Source organism: Novosphingobium sp. HNCC26DJ243 (assembly GCF_057180545.1).
This window is the reverse complement of record NZ_JBXUGN010000005.1, coordinates 1-17,776: the sequence shown is the minus strand read 5'-3', so window position 1 is coordinate 17,776 and position 17,776 is coordinate 1. Positions and strand designations below refer to the sequence as shown.

At 64.4% G+C, this 17,776-nt stretch carries 15 protein-coding genes; 8 read left to right on the top strand and 7 right to left on the bottom strand.

The genetic code is table 11. The features are described 5' to 3' along the window. Window positions 1–102: 102 nt before the first annotated feature. Complete coding sequence (locus tag AC2A04_RS14270) at window positions 103–2,943, bottom strand: Rne/Rng family ribonuclease (RefSeq protein WP_484213026.1); 2,841 nt, start codon at window positions 2,941–2,943, stop codon at window positions 103–105. 647 nt (window positions 2,944–3,590) lie between these two features. Here AC2A04_RS14270 and AC2A04_RS14265 point away from each other — a divergent pair. The 6 genes from AC2A04_RS14265 to AC2A04_RS14240 all read left to right on the top strand — a co-directional run bounded on the left by AC2A04_RS14265 (window position 3,591) and on the right by AC2A04_RS14240 (window position 11,176). Then, a complete protein-coding gene (locus AC2A04_RS14265; protein WP_484213025.1) occupies window positions 3,591–4,547 on the top strand; it encodes an N-acetylmuramoyl-L-alanine amidase family protein in 957 nt (318 codons plus the stop codon). A 62-nt stretch (window positions 4,548–4,609) separates the two neighbouring features. Beyond that, window positions 4,610–7,147, top strand: a complete 2,538-nt coding sequence (locus tag AC2A04_RS14260; protein WP_484213024.1) for a penicillin-binding protein 1A — start codon at window positions 4,610–4,612, stop codon at window positions 7,145–7,147. A 56-nt stretch (window positions 7,148–7,203) separates the two neighbouring features. Beyond that, complete coding sequence (locus AC2A04_RS14255; RefSeq protein ID WP_484213023.1) at window positions 7,204–7,758, top strand: peroxiredoxin; 555 nt, start codon at window positions 7,204–7,206, stop codon at window positions 7,756–7,758. Window positions 7,759–7,873: 115 nt separating this feature from the next. After that, the gene (prfB, locus tag AC2A04_RS14250) at window positions 7,874–9,001 is read left to right on the top strand and encodes a peptide chain release factor 2 (RefSeq protein ID WP_484213022.1); all 1,128 of its coding nucleotides are present in this window, start codon (window positions 7,874–7,876) and stop codon (window positions 8,999–9,001) included. 35 nt (window positions 9,002–9,036) lie between these two features. Further along, a complete protein-coding gene (locus tag AC2A04_RS14245) occupies window positions 9,037–9,756 on the top strand; it encodes a class I SAM-dependent methyltransferase (RefSeq protein ID WP_484213021.1) in 720 nt (239 codons plus the stop codon). Between the two features lie 10 nt (window positions 9,757–9,766). Beyond that, window positions 9,767–11,176 carry an NAD(P)H-dependent flavin oxidoreductase gene (locus AC2A04_RS14240; protein ID WP_484213020.1) on the top strand — a complete coding sequence of 470 codons (1,410 nt, stop codon included), beginning with the start codon at window positions 9,767–9,769 and terminating at the stop codon, window positions 11,174–11,176. A 14-nt stretch (window positions 11,177–11,190) separates the two neighbouring features. On the opposite strand, the gene AC2A04_RS14235 is transcribed toward AC2A04_RS14240, so the two are convergent. The 5 genes from AC2A04_RS14235 to AC2A04_RS14215 all read right to left on the bottom strand — a co-directional run bounded on the left by AC2A04_RS14235 (window position 11,191) and on the right by AC2A04_RS14215 (window position 15,507). Next, window positions 11,191–11,676 (bottom strand): hypothetical protein, encoded by a 486-nt coding sequence (locus AC2A04_RS14235; RefSeq protein WP_484213019.1) that lies wholly within the window; start codon window positions 11,674–11,676, stop codon window positions 11,191–11,193. Window positions 11,677–11,883: 207 nt separating this feature from the next. Then, entirely contained in the window at window positions 11,884–12,405 is a 522-nt protein-coding gene (locus tag AC2A04_RS14230; RefSeq protein ID WP_484213018.1) for a hypothetical protein, read from the bottom strand. 74 nt (window positions 12,406–12,479) lie between these two features. Beyond that, a complete protein-coding gene (locus AC2A04_RS14225; RefSeq protein WP_484213017.1) occupies window positions 12,480–12,989 on the bottom strand; it encodes a YkgJ family cysteine cluster protein in 510 nt (169 codons plus the stop codon). A gap of 64 nt (window positions 12,990–13,053) precedes the next feature. Further along, on the bottom strand, window positions 13,054–14,367 hold the full coding sequence (locus AC2A04_RS14220) for an ammonium transporter (RefSeq protein WP_484213016.1): 1,314 nt from the start codon (window positions 14,365–14,367) through the stop codon (window positions 13,054–13,056). Between the two features lie 120 nt (window positions 14,368–14,487). Continuing rightward, the gene (locus tag AC2A04_RS14215; RefSeq protein WP_484213015.1) at window positions 14,488–15,507 is read right to left on the bottom strand and encodes a 2-hydroxyacid dehydrogenase; all 1,020 of its coding nucleotides are present in this window, start codon (window positions 15,505–15,507) and stop codon (window positions 14,488–14,490) included. Between the two features lie 134 nt (window positions 15,508–15,641). Here AC2A04_RS14215 and AC2A04_RS14210 point away from each other — a divergent pair, with 134 nt between their 5' ends. Next, window positions 15,642–16,160, top strand: a complete 519-nt coding sequence (locus AC2A04_RS14210; RefSeq protein ID WP_484213014.1) for an SH3 domain-containing protein — start codon at window positions 15,642–15,644, stop codon at window positions 16,158–16,160. Between the two features lie 60 nt (window positions 16,161–16,220). Here the strand turns inward: AC2A04_RS14210 and AC2A04_RS14205 are convergent, their stop codons facing one another. Next, a complete protein-coding gene (locus AC2A04_RS14205) occupies window positions 16,221–17,417 on the bottom strand; it encodes an acetyl-CoA C-acyltransferase (protein ID WP_484213013.1) in 1,197 nt (398 codons plus the stop codon). A 112-nt stretch (window positions 17,418–17,529) separates the two neighbouring features. On the opposite strand from AC2A04_RS14205, the gene AC2A04_RS14200 reads away from it, so the two are divergent. Then, a partial coding sequence (locus AC2A04_RS14200; protein WP_484213012.1) for a prepilin peptidase occupies window positions 17,530–17,776 on the top strand: 247 nt, incomplete at its 3' end.

Genomic DNA, 17,776 nt, shown 5'->3' with positions numbered 1-17,776 from the left:
CCGGCGAGTTGTCTGATGATCCGGTGAGTTGTCTGGCCTACCAATAAAAAGGGCCCCGTCGGTATGTCCGGCGGGGCCCTTTCCATGTTCATGCGGCCTGGATCAGGCGCCGAAGGTGCGCTGCCACCAGCCACGGCGTGGTGCCGCAGCGTCGCCGTCCTGTGCAGCCTCTGCTTCGACCGCAACCGGCGCTTCGGCGGTCACCGTTTCTGCCGGTGCGGCTTCGGAAGCGACCGCATCGGCCTTCTTCTTGCGCGGAGCACGCTTGGGCTTGGCCGGCGCTTCCTCTGCGGCGGGCGCAGCTTCTGCTTCGGCGACCGGCGCGGGTGACGCCTCGGCCGCAGCATCGGCCTTTTTCTTGCGCGGTGCACGCTTGGGCTTGGCCGGGGCTTCCTCTGCAACGACAGGCGCCGCTTCGGTTACTGCTTCCATTGCAGGAGCAGCCTCGGCTTCGACTTCGGCTTCGACTACCGTTGGAGCATCAGCCTTCTTGCGGCGCGTGCGCTTGGGCTTGGCCGGTGCTTCGGCTTCGACCGGAGCGACCGGTTCGGCAACGATTTCGCGAACGATCTCGGCCGAGCCTTCCTCGTCGGACAGACCTTCGGGATCGGTGCCATCGGCACCGTTACCCTCATCGTCATTGCCCTCAGCACCATTGCCCTCAGCGCCATTACCGTCCGCACCGTCGCGGCCACCACGCCGGCGGCGGCCACGGCGGCGGCGCTTGCGCTGGCCACGTTCGGCGTCCGTCTCGGCATCTGCTGACGCCGGTGCATCGCCCGAGGGAAGAGCAGCATCGATGATCGCATCGAAGCTCTCGTCTTCTTCGCCACCTTCGGAGTCGCCGCCGTCTGCGTTGCCGTTTTCGGCCACGTTTTCGTCGCGCTGGTCACGACCACGACCACGACGACGCTTGCGACGCTTGCGGCGACCATCGCGATCGCTCTCGTCGCCATCGCCGCGAGGCGCGCGTGCGGGACGCTCCTGCCGGACTTCGACTTCTTCTTCTTCCTCGGTTTCGTAATCGTCCTCGACGATGTCGTCCTCTTCAGGTTCGACGATCGGTTCGAAGCGGGGCACGAATTCGGGTTTGGGCCCGCGCGAGGCGACGCGCATCTTGGCGCCTTCGTTCTCGCCCTCGGGGATCACCTCGACAGTGACGCCGTAGCGCTCCTCTATCTCGGCAAGGTCCGTGCGCTTTGCGTTGAGCACGTAGATTGCCGCTTCCTGCGAAGCATAGAGCGTGACGACGTTGCCCTTGCCCTTGGCGGCTTCGTCCTCGATCATGCGCAGGGCCGAAAGGCCTGCCGAGGAGGCAGTGCGGACAAGGCCGGTGCCATCGCAATGCGGGCAGCCGCGCGTGGTGGCTTCGAGCACGCCGGTGCGCAGGCGCTGGCGGCTCATCTCCATCAGGCCAAAGCCCGAGATGCGGCCGACCTGGATGCGCGCGCGATCATTGCGCAGCGCGTCCTTCATTGCCTTCTCGACCTTGCGGATGTTCGACCCGTATTCCATGTCGATGAAGTCGATCACGACAAGGCCGGCCATGTCGCGCAGGCGCAACTGGCGGGCGATCTCGCGCGCGGCTTCAAGGTTGGTCGAAAGCGCGGTCGCCTCGATGCCGTGTTCCTTGGTGGAACGGCCCGAGTTGATGTCGATCGAGACGAGGGCCTCGGTCGGGTTGATGACGAGGTAGCCGCCCGACTTGAGCTGGACGACAGGATCGTACATCGCGGTGAGCTGGTCTTCGGCGCCGTAGCGCTGGAACAGCGGCACCGGATCGGCATACTGCTTCACCCGCTTGGCATGGCTGGGCATCAGCAGCTTCATGAAGTCCTTGGCGGCACGATAACCGTACTCGCCTTCGACCACGACTTCCTCGATCTCGCGATTGTAGATGTCGCGGATCGCGCGCTTGATCAGATCGGAGTCCGAATGGATCAGCGCAGGGGCGACCGAGCGCATCGTGCCTTCGCGAATCTCGTCCCACAGGCGGGCGAGGTAATCGAAGTCGCGCTTGATCTCGGGCTTGGTGCGCTGGAGGCCAGCGGTGCGCACGATGCACGACATCGAACGCGGCAGTTCCATCTCGGTGATGATCGACTTGAGGCGCTTGCGGTCGGATGCCGAGCTGATCTTGCGGCTGATGCCGCCGCCATGGCTCGAGTTCGGCATGAGCACGCAGTAGCGGCCCGCGAGGCTGAGATAGGTGGTCAGGGCAGCGCCCTTGTTGCCGCGTTCTTCCTTGACGACCTGGACGAGCAGCACCTGGCGGCGCTGGATGACGTCCTGGATCTTGTAGCGGCGGCGCAGCGCCATGCGCTTGGCGCGCAGTTCGTCGGCTTCCTTGCCCTGCGAACGACCGCCCTGACGACGACCGCGGCCACGCTGGCGGCGGCGGTTGCCGTCGTCCTCGCCTTCGCTTTCACCTTCGTCTTCGTTGGCGGAGGCGTTTTCCTCGCCCTCTTCGGCTTCATGATCAAAGCCGTTCTCGACGACGCCGCCTTCGATCGTGGCGACCTGGTCCTTTTCCGAGGTGTCGACCTCGGTCACGCCCTGATCGGAATCGTAGCCTTCGGAATCATAGCCTTCGCCGTCGGCGTAGTCTTCGTCCTCGGCATCCTCGGCGGCGCGCAGGGCAGCCTCTTCCTCGGCGTGGGCAGCTTCCTCGGCCAGAAGAGCCTCACGGTCTTCCTTGGGGATCTGGTAATAATCAGGGTGGATTTCGCTGAACGCGAGGAACCCGTGACGGTTGCCGCCGAAATCGACGAACGCCGCCTGAAGCGAGGGTTCTACCCGTGTAACCTTGGCGAGATAGATGTTGCCCTTGATCTGCTTGTGATCCGCAGATTCAAAGTCGAATTCCTCAATCCGGTTGCCCTTCAGCACCGCCACCCGGGTTTCTTCCTGGTGGCGCGCATCGATAAGCATGCGCGTGGTCATTACAAATTCTCCAGCCGCGCCGTCGCCGGGTTGCCCCTGCGTGTCGGGCGCGGATCGTTTGGGATATGCGCGCGTCGTTCTTCAGGGACCGTGCGGAGACGGGGCCTGATTCACGGATGCGCGCGAATGCGGGTTTGCCGGATCGGAGCGTCGGGACATCAGGCCTTGCGCCTGTCCGGTCCTGTCGCTCGCCGCCCGGCGGCGGTTGGTTTGCGTCTGCTGAGATGACAACTCGCGGCGAAATGCGCGTGCCGGAATTCGTCCAAGCCGATGCCGCCCCCAAGGGGCAGACAGGCAGGAACGAAACGCGGCTCATCATCACGGCATCAACCTTGTGGCGTGGGAAACGGGCGCGTACGCAACTTCTTTCCCACGTTGACGGGATCTTCGCCAGCGGTGCTTCTCCCTCGCCCTCCGCGGCGCAAATCAGCGCTTTCTGGCGGTTTCGGCGTGGATGGCCTCGGTGCTGGCTCGCCCCGGTGCGCAAGTGCTAGCACCGCAATTGCAAAGCGGCAATTAAAACAATCTCGGATGAGCCCGAGGGTCGAGGCGGTGATCGTGCGCAGGTGGCACCTGCAAGATTGGTTAATGATGTGGCCCATTTCCCGCTGGACCGCGACAATCCCGCCGGGGCATAGGCCACATTGATGAACGACGACGCGGCAGATTTCGACAGCATCAGGGATCGGGGAATGCTCGCGGCGGTCTTTGCCGCGCCGGTGCTGGCGGCGGCCCTGCTGCTGGTCACGTTCTCTACCGGCCTTGCCGAGATCGAGCCGCGCTATGTCGTGCGCCTCGAGATGCCCGGCAGCGGTGCGCGGATCGGGCTTCCGCCGATCGAAGGCCCTGCCGATGCCAGTCGCCCGCTGGTGGTCATCGATGCTGGTCACGGGGGGCACGATCCGGGCGCGAGCGGTCAGGGCGGGGAACGCGAGAAGGATCTGACGCTGATGCTGGCCCGCTCGCTTCGGGACGCGCTGCTGGCCAAAGGGCGCGTGCGCGTGGCGCTGACCCGCGACACCGACCGTTTCCTCGTGCTCGATGAACGGGCCGACATCGCGCGCAGGCTGGGCGCCGATCTTTTCGTTTCGGTTCACGCCGATGCCGCGCAGGTTGATACCGCGCATGGCGCGACGATCTATACGCTGTCCGACAAGGCTTCCGATTCGGTGGCCGAAGCCCTGGCCTCGCGCGAAAACAAGGCCGATTCCGTCAACGGCGTGCGGCTGGAAGGGCAAGGCAGGGCGGTCTCGTCGATCCTGGTCGATCTGGCGCGGCGCGAAATGCGCGCGAACTCTCAACGCTTTGGCGAACTGGTCGTGCGGGAGGGCGAAAGCGTCATCGCCTTCCATGATCAGCCCCGGCGCGAGGCGGCTTTCATCGTGCTCAAGTCGCTCGATCTTCCCTCTGCGTTGATCGAGGCGGGCTATATCAGCAATCCCGACGACGCGCGGGCGATGCGCGATGCGCAATGGCGCGCCGTGTTTTCCGGATCGGTCGCTCGGGCGATCGAGATTTTCCTTGCCGAGCGGCAGGCGCCGGCACTCGTGGAATCCTCGCCGACGCCTGAGTCCGCTGATGAAAGTGCTGCAGCGGAGCGCTGAACAGCTTTCGCGCAGGCAGGCACTGGCTTGGAGCGGCGATGGCGTGCTAGAGGCGCATCACGATGGCCGAAGAGACCCCAAAGCAATCCCGGTTCGCAACACTGCGCGAAGGCGGTCTCGCCCGTTGGCGCGCGACGTCGCAATGGTATCTCGCGACTTGGCATGAGAGCCGCAGGTTCCGCATTGCCAACTACGTACTGGGTGCGGTGCTGGCCGGGTGGCTGGTGTTGTGGCTGACGGTTGCAAGAGGGCTGCCTTCGGCGGACAAGCTGCTCACCTATCAGCCGCCCCTGCCGACGATGGTGCGCGGCAACGATGGCGAGATCGTGTCGAGCTATGCCCGCGAGCGGCGCGTTCAATTGAGGTTCGTCGATTTTCCCGAGCCGATGATCAACGCGTTCCTGTCGGCCGAGGACAAGACCTTCTGGTCACACGGCGGCATCGATTTCCTGGGCCTGGCCGGGGCCGTGGTCGATTATGCCACCAAGTTCGGTTCGGGCGAGCGCGCGCGGGGTGGTTCGACGATCACCCAGCAGGTCGCCAAGAACATCCTGATCGGCGACGAATATTCGATCACGCGCAAGCTCAAGGAAATGATCCTTGCGCGCAGGATCGAGGGTGTGCTCACCAAGCAGCAGATTCTCGAGCTTTACCTCAACGAAATTCCCCTGGGCCGGCAGAGCTTTGGCGTGCAGGCGGCGGCACGGGCCTATTTCGACAAGGATGTGGGCGATCTTGCGCTGCAAGAGGCCGCGTTCCTCGCGATCCTGCCCAAGGCGCCGGAGCGCTATGGCCGGGCGAGCTATGAATCGCAGGCGATCGAACGACGCAACTGGGTGCTCGACCAGATGGTCAAGAATGGCTGGGCGACGCAGGCGCAGGCCGCTGCGGCGCAGGCAATGCCGCTCGGCCTCAAGCCCCGCCACACCGAGAACTATACCGCCGACGCCGGGTACTTCCTTGAGGAAGTGCGCCGCCAACTGATCGAGAAATACGGCGAGAAGGCAGAGGACGGACCGCACAGCGTCTATGCCGGCGGCCTGTGGGTGCGAACCTCGCTCGACACGCAATTGCAGACCGCGGCACAGAACTCGCTGCGCGCGGCGTTGCTGCGCTATGGCGGCGGCAGGGCTTGGCATGGGCCGATCGCGCGGATAGATCTCGAGGACGGCAACTGGCAGACCCAGCTGATCACCAGCAACATCTCGATCAACTATCAGAACTGGCGCACCGGTGTGCTGCTTTCGCGCAGCGGATCGACGGGCAAGATCGGGTTTTCCGACGGAAAGACCGCTTCGCTGATCGGCGTGCCCGACGCGATGCGTCCCGGTGACATATCGGCCGTGGCGCCGGTGAACTCTGAGACCTTTGCAGTGCGCACGGTGCCAGAGGTGTCCGGGGGCATGGTCGTCGAAGATCCGCAGAACGGCCGCGTGCTGGCGATGCAGGGCGGGTTCGACGCGCGGCTGGGATCGTTCAACCGCGCAACGCAGGCCAATCGCCAGCCCGGATCGACGATCAAGCCGTTCGTTTATGCAACCGCGCTCGACAACGGGATGACGCCGGCCTCGATGGTCGTGGACGGCACGTTCTGCGTCTATCAGGGTGCGGCGCTGGGCGAGAAATGCTTCCGCAACTTCGGTAACGAAGGCGGATCGGGCAGCCACACGATGCGCTGGGGGCTCGAGCAATCGCGCAACCTGATGACGGTGCGCGTCGCCAACGATGTCGGCATGGACAAGGTCGTGCGCACAATCAAGACTGTCGGCATCGGGGATTACGAGCCCTATCTGTCGATGGCGCTGGGCGCGGGCGACACGACGGTGCTCAAGATGGTGAGCGCCTATTCCGCGCTGGCCAATCAGGGGCGGCAGCACGCTTCGACGCTGATCGACTATATCCAGGACCGCAACGGCAAGGTCATCTGGCGCGCGGACAATCGCCGGTGCGACGGGTGCAGCATGGCGCAGTGGGACGGCAAGCCGATGCCGCGGCTCAAACCGACCGGCAAGCAAGTGATCGATCCGCGCACCGCCTACCAGACCGTGCACATGCTCGAAGGCGTGGTGACGCGCGGTACTGCGATCACGCTGCGTGATCTTGGCCTGCCGCTGTTCGGGAAGACGGGCACGACGTCTGGTCCGACGAACGTGTGGTTCGTGGGCGGATCGCCAGACATCATCGCCGGGGTCTATATCGGCTATGACCAGCCACGCAGCCTTGGCGGCTACGCGCAGGGCGGACGCATCGCCGCGCCGGTGTTCAAGCAATTGGTCCAGGAGACGCGGGCGCGCTGGAAGGACATTCCGTTCCGCGTTCCCGAAGGCGTGCGCATGGTCAAGATCGATCGCGTATCGGGCAAGCGCGTGTTCGGCGGCACGCCGGCCAACGACGAGGCCAAGGCCGCGATCATATGGGAAGCGTTCAAGCCCGATACCGAGCCCAAGCGGACTGTGCGCGAGGGCGAAGTCACGGCCAAGCAGGCCGTGATCGATGCCCTGCGTCGCGCCCGCACCGCACGCGGAATTCCTGCGGCAGCGGCTGAGGAAGAGGCGCCCGTCGAGCAGAACTTCGTGGAGGATCAGGGCGGCATCTACTGAGCCGCCTGTACCGAAAGACATTGGCGCCGGTTCGGGCGATCTGGTAGCATGCGCCCATGATCCTTCGCACCTTTGCTGCTGCTACCGCAGCACTCGCCCTCGGCTTCTCCATCCCGGCTATGGCGGAATTGCCGAGCGGCGCTCGTGCGCCCGATTTTGCTGCGAAGGGCGCGCTGGCGGGCAAGCCGTTTTCCTTCACGCTCAGGTCGGCGCTGAAGAAGGGGCCGGTCGTTCTCTACTTCTATCCCAAGGCCTTCACGCAGGGCTGCACGCTCGAAGCCCATGCCTTTGCCGAGGCGAGCGACCAGTTCAAGGCCGCAGGAGCGACCGTGATCGGCATGTCGAACGACGATATCGTCACTTTGCAGAAGTTTTCGACCGAGGCCTGCCGCGACAAGTTTGCGGTTGCGGCAGCCAGCCCTGCGGTGATCAAGGCCTACGATGTCGATCTGAAGAAGCCCGATGGCGTTTCCACCGGCCTGACCAAGCGCACCAGCTATGTCATTTCGCGCAGCGGCAGGGTCGTGATGGTCCATTCGGACATGGATTATCGCGATCACGTGAAGATGACGCTGGAAGCCGTGCGCAAGCTCAAGGGTGCGAAGTCCTGATTTTCAGACGGGCTTGCGGGCACTGATCCGCACGCTTGGGCTTTACATGCCTGCCCGCTGCGCTAAGCGGCGCGGCAGGTTTCAAGCGTTTTGATTTTTCGGGAGTGAGATTGTCATGCGTGCCGAAGGGCAGGCCCATATCGACCGCATCGAGGCGGCACTGGCACTTGTGCGCAAGTTCCTCGACTGGGACCGCGCCGTGCGCCGTCTCGACGAGCTGAACGCCCGCGTCGAAGACCCGAAACTGTGGGACGATCCCAAGAAGGCCGAGGAAGTGATGCGCGAGCGTCGCCGCCTCGAGGCTTCGATCGGCACGGTCAGGGAAATCGGCCAGGAAATGGCCGATGCGATCGAATTCATCGAACTGGGTGAAATGGAAGACGACGAGGCCACCATCAACGAGGGCCTCGCAACGCTGTCTGCACTGGCTGCCCGAGCCGACAACGACAAGGTCCAGGCACTTCTGGCGGGTGAAGCCGACGCCAACAACGCCTTCCTCGAAGTCCATGCCGGGGCCGGCGGGACAGAGAGCCAGGATTGGGCGGAAATGCTCCAGCGGATGTATACGCGCTGGGCCGAGCGCCATGGCTACAAGGTCGATCTCGTCGATTACCACGCTGGCGAAGCCGCCGGGATCAAGAGCGCGACGCTGCTGATCAAGGGCGAGAACGCCTATGGCTATGCCAAGACCGAGAGCGGCGTGCATCGTCTCGTGCGCATCAGCCCCTACGACAGTTCGGCTCGGCGCCACACCTCGTTCAGCTCGGTCTGGGTCTATCCCGAGATCGACGACAACATCGAGGTCGAGATCAACCCGTCGGATCTGAAGATCGACACCTATCGCGCTTCGGGCGCGGGCGGGCAGCACGTCAACACGACCGATTCGGCGGTACGCATCACGCACATGCCGACCGGGATCGTGGTGGCCAGCCAGAACGATCGCAGCCAGCACAAGAACCGTGCGACCGCGATGGGCATGCTCAAGGCGCGCATCTACGAGGCGGAACTGGCCAAGCGCGAAGCGGCGGCAAGCGGCGAATACCAGGCCAAGACCGAGATCGGCTGGGGCCACCAGATTCGGTCCTACGTGTTGCAGCCCTATCAGCAGATCAAGGACTTGCGCACGGGCGTCGTCTCGACAAATCCCGCCGAAGTGCTCGATGGGGCGCTCGATCCGTTCATGGCCGCCGCGCTCTCGCAGAAGGTAACCGGCGAGAAGGTGACGGTGGAGGACGACGATTGAGCAGGGCGGGGGCCCTTGCTTGCTCATCGCTGGCGGTGCTGGCATCGCTTGCTCTGGTTGCCTGCCACCCGGCAGCCAAGGACGACCGCGCCGAAACGTCACGCGCGTTTCCCAAGGCCGACCGGCCGGTTTCCAAGCTGGGCAGCAACGCCTTCTCGACCGAGGCCGACCGCGATGACCGCAACGAGGCCAACACGGTCATGGACCTTGCCGAGGTCAAGCCCGGCATGAGCGTGGCCGACATCGGCGCGGGCGAGGGCTACTACACCGTGCGCCTGGCAGAGAGAGTCGGGTCAAGCGGTCGCGTGCTGGCGCAGGACATCGACGGCGATGCGCTCAGCCGGCTAGGCGCACGCGTGGAAAAGGACCGGCTCGACAACGTCTCGATCAAACCGGGCGCGACCGACGACCCAAGGCTGCCTGCAGGCGGGTTCGATCGGGTCTTCCTGATCCACATGTATCACGAGGTGGCCGAGCCTTATGCGTTCCTGTGGCGGCTGTGGCCGTCGCTGAAGCAGGGTGGCCGGGTTATCGTCGTGGATGTCGACAGGTCGAGCGACCGCCATGGCATTCCACCGGCACTGCTGTTCTGCGAGTTGGAGTCGGTGGGCTTTCGCTTGGAGGAATTTCACCGTAAGCCGGAAATCGCCGGGTACTATGCGCAGTTCGTGGTCGCCTCGGCGCGACCGGAACCGTCGGGTATCAAGCCATGCCGGCTCGCGCCGGCAAAGAATGTGAGCGCGAAGCGGCGCTGAAAGGGAATTAATGTCTGCGTTCAAGGGGTTGAAGCCGATTCTCTATGGTGGCCGTGAGGTCTGGCCACTGGTCGAGGGCGGCAAGGGTGTGGCAGCGACGAACCATATGAGTTCGGGTGCCTGGGCGGCAGCCGGGGGCATCGGCACGGTGAGTGCGGTCAACGCCGACAGCTACGACGCAGAAGGCAAAATCATTCCACAGGTTTATGATGCCCTGACCCGTCGCGAACGGCATGAGCAACTGATCCAGTATGCGATTGACGGCGCTGTCGAACAGGTCAAGCGCGCACACGAGATCTCGGGCGGCAATGGCGCGATCAACATCAACGTCCTGTGGGAAATGGGCGGGGCGCAAGCCGTGCTCGAAGGCGTGCTAGAGCAGACGCGCGGGCTGGTGACCGGCGTGACCTGCGGCGCGGGCATGCCCTACAAGCTGTCCGAGATCGCGTCGCGTTACAACGTCTATTACCTGCCGATCGTATCATCAGGACGAGCCTTCCGCGCCTTGTGGAAACGCGCCTACAACAAGGTGCCCGAACTGCTGGGTGCAGTGGTTTATGAAGACCCATGGCTGGCGGGCGGGCACAATGGCCTTTCCAACGCCGAAGATCCGAAGAAGCCGGAGGACCCCTATCCGCGCGTCAAGGCGCTGCGCGATGTCATGCGCGCCGAGGGCATTTCGGACGAGGTGCCGATCGTGATGGCGGGCGGCGTGTGGTTCCTGCGCGAATGGGACAACTGGATCGACAATCCCGAGCTCGGATCGATCGCGTTCCAGTTCGGCACGCGACCGTTGCTGACCGAGGAAAGCCCGATCCCGCAGGGGTGGAAGGATCATCTGCGCACGCTCGAGCCGGGCGACGTTCTGCTGCATCGCTTCTCGCCGACGGGATTCTATTCCTCGGCGGTGCGCAACCCGTTCCTGCGCGAACTGGAGGCCCGGTCCGAGCGGCAGATCCCCTATTCCAAGGTCGAGGCAGGCGAACATACCGCGCAGCTCGACGTAGGCGTAAAGGGCAAGAACTTCTGGGTGACCCCCAAGGATCTGGAGCGAGCGCGCAACTGGTTTGGCGCAGGCTATACCCATGCGCTGCGCACGCCTGACGATACGGTCGTGTTCGTTGCGCCCGACGAGCGCGCGGTTATCCAGCAGGACCAGAAGGACTGCATGGGCTGCCTGTCGCACTGCGGGTTCTCTTCGTGGAAGGACCACGACGACTACACCACCGGACGGCTCGCCGATCCGCGCAGCTTCTGCATCCAGAAGACGCTGCAGGATATCGCGCATGGCGGCGACATCGACCGCAACCTGATGTTCGCGGGCCATGCCGCCTATCGGTTCAAGCAGGACCCGTTCTATTCGAACAACTTCACCCCCACGGTGAAGCAACTGGTCGACCGTATCCTGACGGGCGACTGACGCGCCCGCTCGGGTCAGGCCCGGCGTGTCTGCGCGTCGGGCAGGCGGCCCTTGCCGGGCTTGCGGAAATGCTGGTCGATCAGGCGATCGAGCACGAAGAGCCGGACCACGAGTTTTGCGTCATCAGGCGAGAGGGTGTCACCGGATTCGGCAATGGCGTCGAACCGCGCGCGCGCCTGCGCCAGGGTTTCGCCAGGCTGCAGCAATGCCTCGACCTGCGCGCGGCTGGCAAGCGTGATCCCGATCGTTTCGAGGGCCTGCGCCTCGGTTACCTCGCCCGCAGCCGTGCGCTTCTGCAGGCGGCACATGTAGTCGCCGCAGATCGACGGGCGCCATTGGTCATATCGGCGGCAGGCCGCGCCATCGAGATAGTGACACGGCAACCGCATGGCCGGGGTGCCGTCGGCACGACGATAAGTCTGGAAGCCGCAAGCGCCGGCGGGCGCCATGTCTTCTTCCTGCAGGAAGGCGAAATCGTGGACGGTTCCATCGCAGCACATGCCGCAGGCGAGACACAGGCGGCTCGCAAGGGAAGGTTCGGCGCATTCATCCATTGCGGTTGTTCTACCGCGCCGCAAACAGCACAACCATTTGGCATGCGTAAGTTTGATGACCAGCCTAATTGGAGTATGTAATTCAACTATTTCAACGGTTAATCGCCAACTTTCGTTGGGTCTAGCGCGCGCCACAGTCCATGGTGGCCAGTTTTAGGGCAGCCGTCCCTTGCCGGGCTTGCGGAAATGCTGGTCGAGCAACCGCTCAAGCGCGAAGAGCTTTACAACGAGCCGTGCGTCGACGGGGTCGAGTGTACCACTGGCAGTGGCGATGGTTTCGACGCGGGTGCGCGCCTGTGCCAGCGTCTGGCCCTCCGGCAATAGCGAAAGCACATCGCCGCGCGCGCGCAGGGCGCTGGAAATGCGCGCAAGCGCGTCGGTTTCCGAGATTTCGCCCGCAAGGGCGCGGACCTGCGTCTGGCACTGGAACTTTCCGCATGTCGACGGACGCCATTGGTCGTAGCGCGTGCAGGCGGTGCCTTCGAGGTAGTGACATGGCAGGCGGAAGGCTTCGCGACCATCATCGGCCACGGTTAGCTGAAAACCGCATGCAAGGGCGGGAGCGGCGTCACCTTCACGCATTATGGCGACGTCGAAGATTGTCCCGTCGCAGCACATCGCGCAGGCAAGGCACAGGCGGCTTGCCAGCGACAGGTCTTCCGTAGGCTCCGACATGACGGAAGTTTATGTCGGTATGTCCGGATCGGCTATTTATCTAAAGTGAGAACAAGATTGAATTAAAGTTCGTATCAGCGGAGCATCGTCTTGCCCTGCTTGCGGAAATATCGGTCGAGCATCAGGTCAAGCGCGGTCAGTTTCAGGACGAGCTGAAGTGCGCCGGGCGCGCGTACCGGTTCGGCTGCGATCGTGGCGCGGCGCTGCCGGGCCTGGAACATGGTCTCGCCCTCGGTCATGAACGGCCGCAGGGTTTCGCGCGCATGGAGTGCTTCGTCGACGCGGCGCAAGGCTTCGGCCGGGGCGATTTCACCGGCTTCGAGCGCGATCAGCGTCTTGCAACGGTAGGCGCGGCAGGTGGCGGGTCGGCTGTCGTAGACGGTGCAGACGCGCGCGACGGCGTGGGGGCAGGGCTGCAGGAATACCGGCCCCTTGGCTCCGTCTTTCAGATCGAACAGCGGCGCTACCTGCGCGCGCTCGCTATCTTCGATCTCGACGTATTCGAACAGGGTGCCATCGCAGCACATGCCGCAACTTGTGCACAGATGCTGGTCGTCCGGGAGCGTCTGCGAGGCGGCGGTCATGCGGTCAGACTATGGACCGCACGACCGCCGCGCAAGCTGCGTGGCGACGAAGGGCGGCCGGGTGTCAATCGAACTCCCAGGCGCGTTCGCCGTGGCTGGTGATGTCGAGGCCTTCACGTTCCTCGTCGTCGGTGACGCGCATCGGAATGATCATCGAGACCATCAGCGCGCAGACGACCGTGGCAAAAGCACTCCACACGGCAACGACGCCGACGCCGGCGAATTGCGCCACGAGCTGGCGGGTGAGGTCCATGCCTTCGGCATAGCCGGTGCCGCCAAACTGGGGCGCGATGAACACCGCCAGCAGGATCGACCCGATCATGCCGCCCACGCCGTGAACGGCAAAGACGTCGAGCGAATCGTCGACCTGCAGGCGTTGCTTGACGATCTGGATCATCGGGTAGCAGACGATGGCCGCGATGGCGCCGAACAGCATGGCCGCGCCCGGCGCAATGAAGCCCGCAGCAGGGGTTACCGTGGCGAGGCCAGCGACCGCGCCGGTGGCAAAGCCGACAGACGTGGGCTTGCCCACCGAGAACTTCTCGATCACCAGCCAGACCAGCGCGGCGACGCAGGCGGCTGCGTGGGTGTTGATGATGGCCGAGGCGGCATCATCGTTGGCGGCAAGGGCCGAGCCGCCGTTGAAACCGAACCAGCCGACCCAGAGCAGGGCGGCACCGGCCATGGTGAGCGCGGGGCTGTGCGGCAGCATCAGCGTCTTGGGAAAGCCGTTGCGCTTGCCGAGCAGCATGGCGACGACGAGCGCGGAGATGCCAGCAGTGGTGTGCACGACGATGCCGCCTGCGAAATCGAGCGTGCCGAACTTCGAGGAGAGCCAACCGCCACCCCAGATCCAGTGGGCGGACGGGGCATAGACGATCAGGCCCCAGAGCGCGCAGAACGCGACGACCCAGCCGAAGCGCGCGCGATCGACCCAGGCGCCGACCATCAGCGCGGGCGTGATCAGGGCAAAGCACATCTGGTAGAGTGCGAAGGCGCTTTCGGGGATGGCGGTGTTGGCGCGGACGTTGCCCAGATCGAGCAGCATCCAGGCATTGCCGCCACCGAGCCAGCCACCACTGACGTTGCCGAAAGCAAGCGTATAACCGACCATGATCCAAAGGACCGATGCGACCGCAGCGATCGCGCCGACTTGCACCAGCACGGCGAGGAAGCCCTTGGCGCGGACGAGGCCGCCGTAGAACAGCGTCAGGCCCGGCATGGCCATGAGCAGGACGAAGGCAGACGAGACGAGGATCCACGCGGTATCGCCGGTATCGGCAACATCTTCGATGCTGATCGCATCAACCTGCGCATGGGCAAGCACCGGCAGCAGCGCCGTTGCGGCGGCCAGCGCCGTCGCGAGTATTTTACGCATAGACATCTCCCCCTCGCGCCGACAGGTCGACGCCAGATCCTCTCCGTTCGAGCCTCTAGAGCAATATTGCACCAGCGCACAAGCGGGGTTGCGAACGATTGTTGTGCGAAAAGGTTAGTCTCAGACGAGACCTTCGAGCACCTGATCCGGCGGGCGATGACCGTCGGCCCAGAACCGGATGTTCGCTATGACCTTGTCGCCCGAGGCGATGCGGCCCTCGAACGTGGCACTTCCCATATGCGGCAGGATCGCGACGTTATGATGGCCGAGCAGGCGCGCATCGACCTGGGGTTCATGTTCGAACACATCGAGTCCGGCGCCGCCGATGCGGCCATCGACCAGCGCCGCGATCAATGCGTCTTCTTCCACGAGCTGTCCGCGCGCGGTGTTCACGAGGTAGGCTTCGGGCTTCATCAGGGAAATGCGGCGGGCATCAATGATGTGGTGGGTATCGGCGTTGGCGGGGCAGTGCAGGGTGAGAATGTCCGCGTTTGCCACCAGGGCATCGAGATCGGGTTCGAACTGCGCACCGAACATCGTTTCCTGCGCCTCGGGCAGGCGGTGACGGTTGTTGTAGACGACCTTCAGGCCGAAAGCGCGTGCGCGCCAGGCCACGGCCTGTCCGATGCGGCCCATTCCGACGATGCCGAGCGTCTTTCCGGCAAGGCGATGACCGAGCATCGTCGAGGGTGCCCAGCCTTCCCACTTCCCTGCGCGCAGGACGCGGCCCCCGTGGTTGAGGCGCCGTGTGACCGAGATGATCAGCGCGATGGTCATGTCCGCGGTGTCGTCGGTGAAGACGCCGGGAGTGTTGGTGACCATGATCTTGCGAGCGCGCGCCGCCGCAAGGTCGATATGTTCGGTGCCTGCGCCGAAATTGGCGATCAGGCCGAATTGTGGTCCGGCCTCGGCGATCATCGATGCATCGATCTGATCGGTCACCGTGGGGACGAGTACGTGCGCCTGCTGCATGGCCGCCACGAGCTCGGCACGCGACATCGGCCCGTCGGTCGCGTTAAGCGTGACGTCGAAAAGTTCGCTCATCCGGGCTTCGGTCTCGGGCAGGAGACGCCGCGTGACGATCACGCGGGGCTTGCCCTCGATGCGGCGCGTCGGGCGATAGTCTGCAGAACTTGGCATGGCTCCACGAGGCTAGGCGCTGGGAGGGGAGCGGGTCAAGCACCCGCAGCGTAACGCAGGCAAGCCATGCCGATGCGGTGGACAGCGAGCGCCAAGGTGTTGCCCTCGACCCTCAATTTTGCGACGGCTGGCGCATGAACATCCGATATGCGCTCAGACATTCTGCAATTGTTTCGGCTGGCGTCTCGGCGGGCATCGCGGCTGGCGGTGCGGCCTTGCTTGCCATGGCATCGCCCGCGTTTGCGCAGGACGACGATCAGGGCGTGCCCTACTGGGTCGCGACCGCCAAGAACGAAGCCAACATGCGTGTCGGTCCCGGTCGCGAATACCGGATCAGCTGGAAGTACGTGCGCAAGGGCGTTCCGCTGAAAGTCCTGCGCGTGATGGGAAGCTGGCGCCTTGTCGAGGACAAGGACGGATCGCGCGGATGGATCCTGTCGCAGTTCCTGACGCGCGAGCGCGCCGGGATCGTCGAAGGTTCGATTACCGGCATTCGTGCCAACAAGGACGGCACGGGCCAGATCCTGTGGCGGGTTGCGCCCGGCGTCATCGGAAAACTTGGCGAATGCGCCGGCGCTTGGTGCGCTTTCGACGTGGATGGCCGCAAGGGCTTTGTTCGCGCTTCGAGCGTGTGGGGCGCACAGAAGCCCTGATCGCCTGAGGTTTCAGGGCAGGTCTCCCCGGTCTTGCGACCGGGGAGTTACCCGATCAGATCAGACCAGTTCGACCGCGAGGGCAGTGGCTTCGCCACCGCCGATGCACAGGCTGGCAACGCCCCTGGTCTTGCCGTGCTTCTTCAGCGCGGCGAGCAGCGTGGTGACGATGCGGGTGCCCGACGCGCCGATCGGGTGGCCAAGTGCGGTGGCACCGCCGTGGACGTTGATCTTGTCGTGCGGGATGCCGAGATCGTGCATGGCGAACATGGCGACGCACGCGAAGGCTTCGTTCACTTCGAACAGATCAACGTCGGCAATCGACCAGCCGGCCTTTTCGAGAACCTTCTTCATGGCGCCGACGGGGGCGACGGTGAAGTCCTTGGGCTCCTGCGCGTGCGCGGCAAGGGCGACGATGCGGGCAACGGGCGTGAGGCCTGCAGCCTTGGCAACGCTTTCGCGCGTCAGCGTGACGGCGGCAGCACCGTCAGAGATCGACGACGAGGTAGCCGCGGTGATCGTGCCATCCTTGGCGAAGGCAGGGCGGAGCGACGGGATCTTGTCGGGCCGACCCTTGCCGGGGGCTTCGTCGGTATCGACGATGGTTTCGCCGGCGCGGCTCTTGACGGTGACCGGGGCGATTTCGTCCTTGAAGGTGCCATCCGTAACCGCCGTCTGAGCGCGGCGGAGCGATTCGACCGTGTAGGTATCCTGCTGTTCGCGCGTCAGCTGATAGGCGTTGGCGGTGTCCTGCGCGAATGTGCCCATGGCGCGTCCGGCTTCGTAGGCGTCTTCGAGACCGTCGAGGAACATGTGGTCGTAGGCGGTGTCATGGCCAATGCGAGCGCCCGAGCGGTGCTTCTTGAGCAGGTAGGGCGCGTTCGTCATGCTTTCCATGCCGCCGGCGACGATCATGTCGACGCTGCCCGAGGCGAGCGCTTCGGCTCCCATGATGATCGTCTGCATGCCCGAGCCGCAGACCTTGTTGACCGTCGTCGCTTCGACCGACTTGGGCAGGCCGGCCTTGATCGCAGCCTGGCGCGCGGGGGCCTGGCCAAGACCTGCGGGAAGGACGCAGCCCATGTAGAGGCGTTCGATGGAATCGGGGGCAACGCCTGCGCGCTCGACCGCGGCCTTGACGGCGGTGGCGCCAAGATCGGTCGCTGCGACATCGGCAAGCGAGCCCTGCATCGCGCCCATGGGCGTGCGGGCATAGGAAAGGATGACGACCGGATCGGCGGAAGAGAACTGTGCCATGGCTTGATTGCCCCTGATGGATTAAGCGCTGTGTGGATGCTGCTGCACCCGACGACACTGTCGTCAATAGTGCTGCAGCGCAACGAAAGCAAATGGGGCGGGGGTTGAACCCATGGATGACGGCGCTTTTTCGTCCTTGCCGCTGGCCCTGCTGGTTTCGGCAGCGGCGGTGCTTGGTGCGGTGATTGGCAGTTTCCTGGGAGCAGTGCTTGAGCGGCTGCCGACGGGAAAGTCGGTGGTGACCGGGCGATCGGCCTGTGACGGCTGCGGCAAGGCACTGACCGTAATCGAGCTTCTGCCGATCTTGTCGTGGCTTTCCCAGAACGGCAAGTGCCGAGCTTGCGGTGCAGCGATCGGGC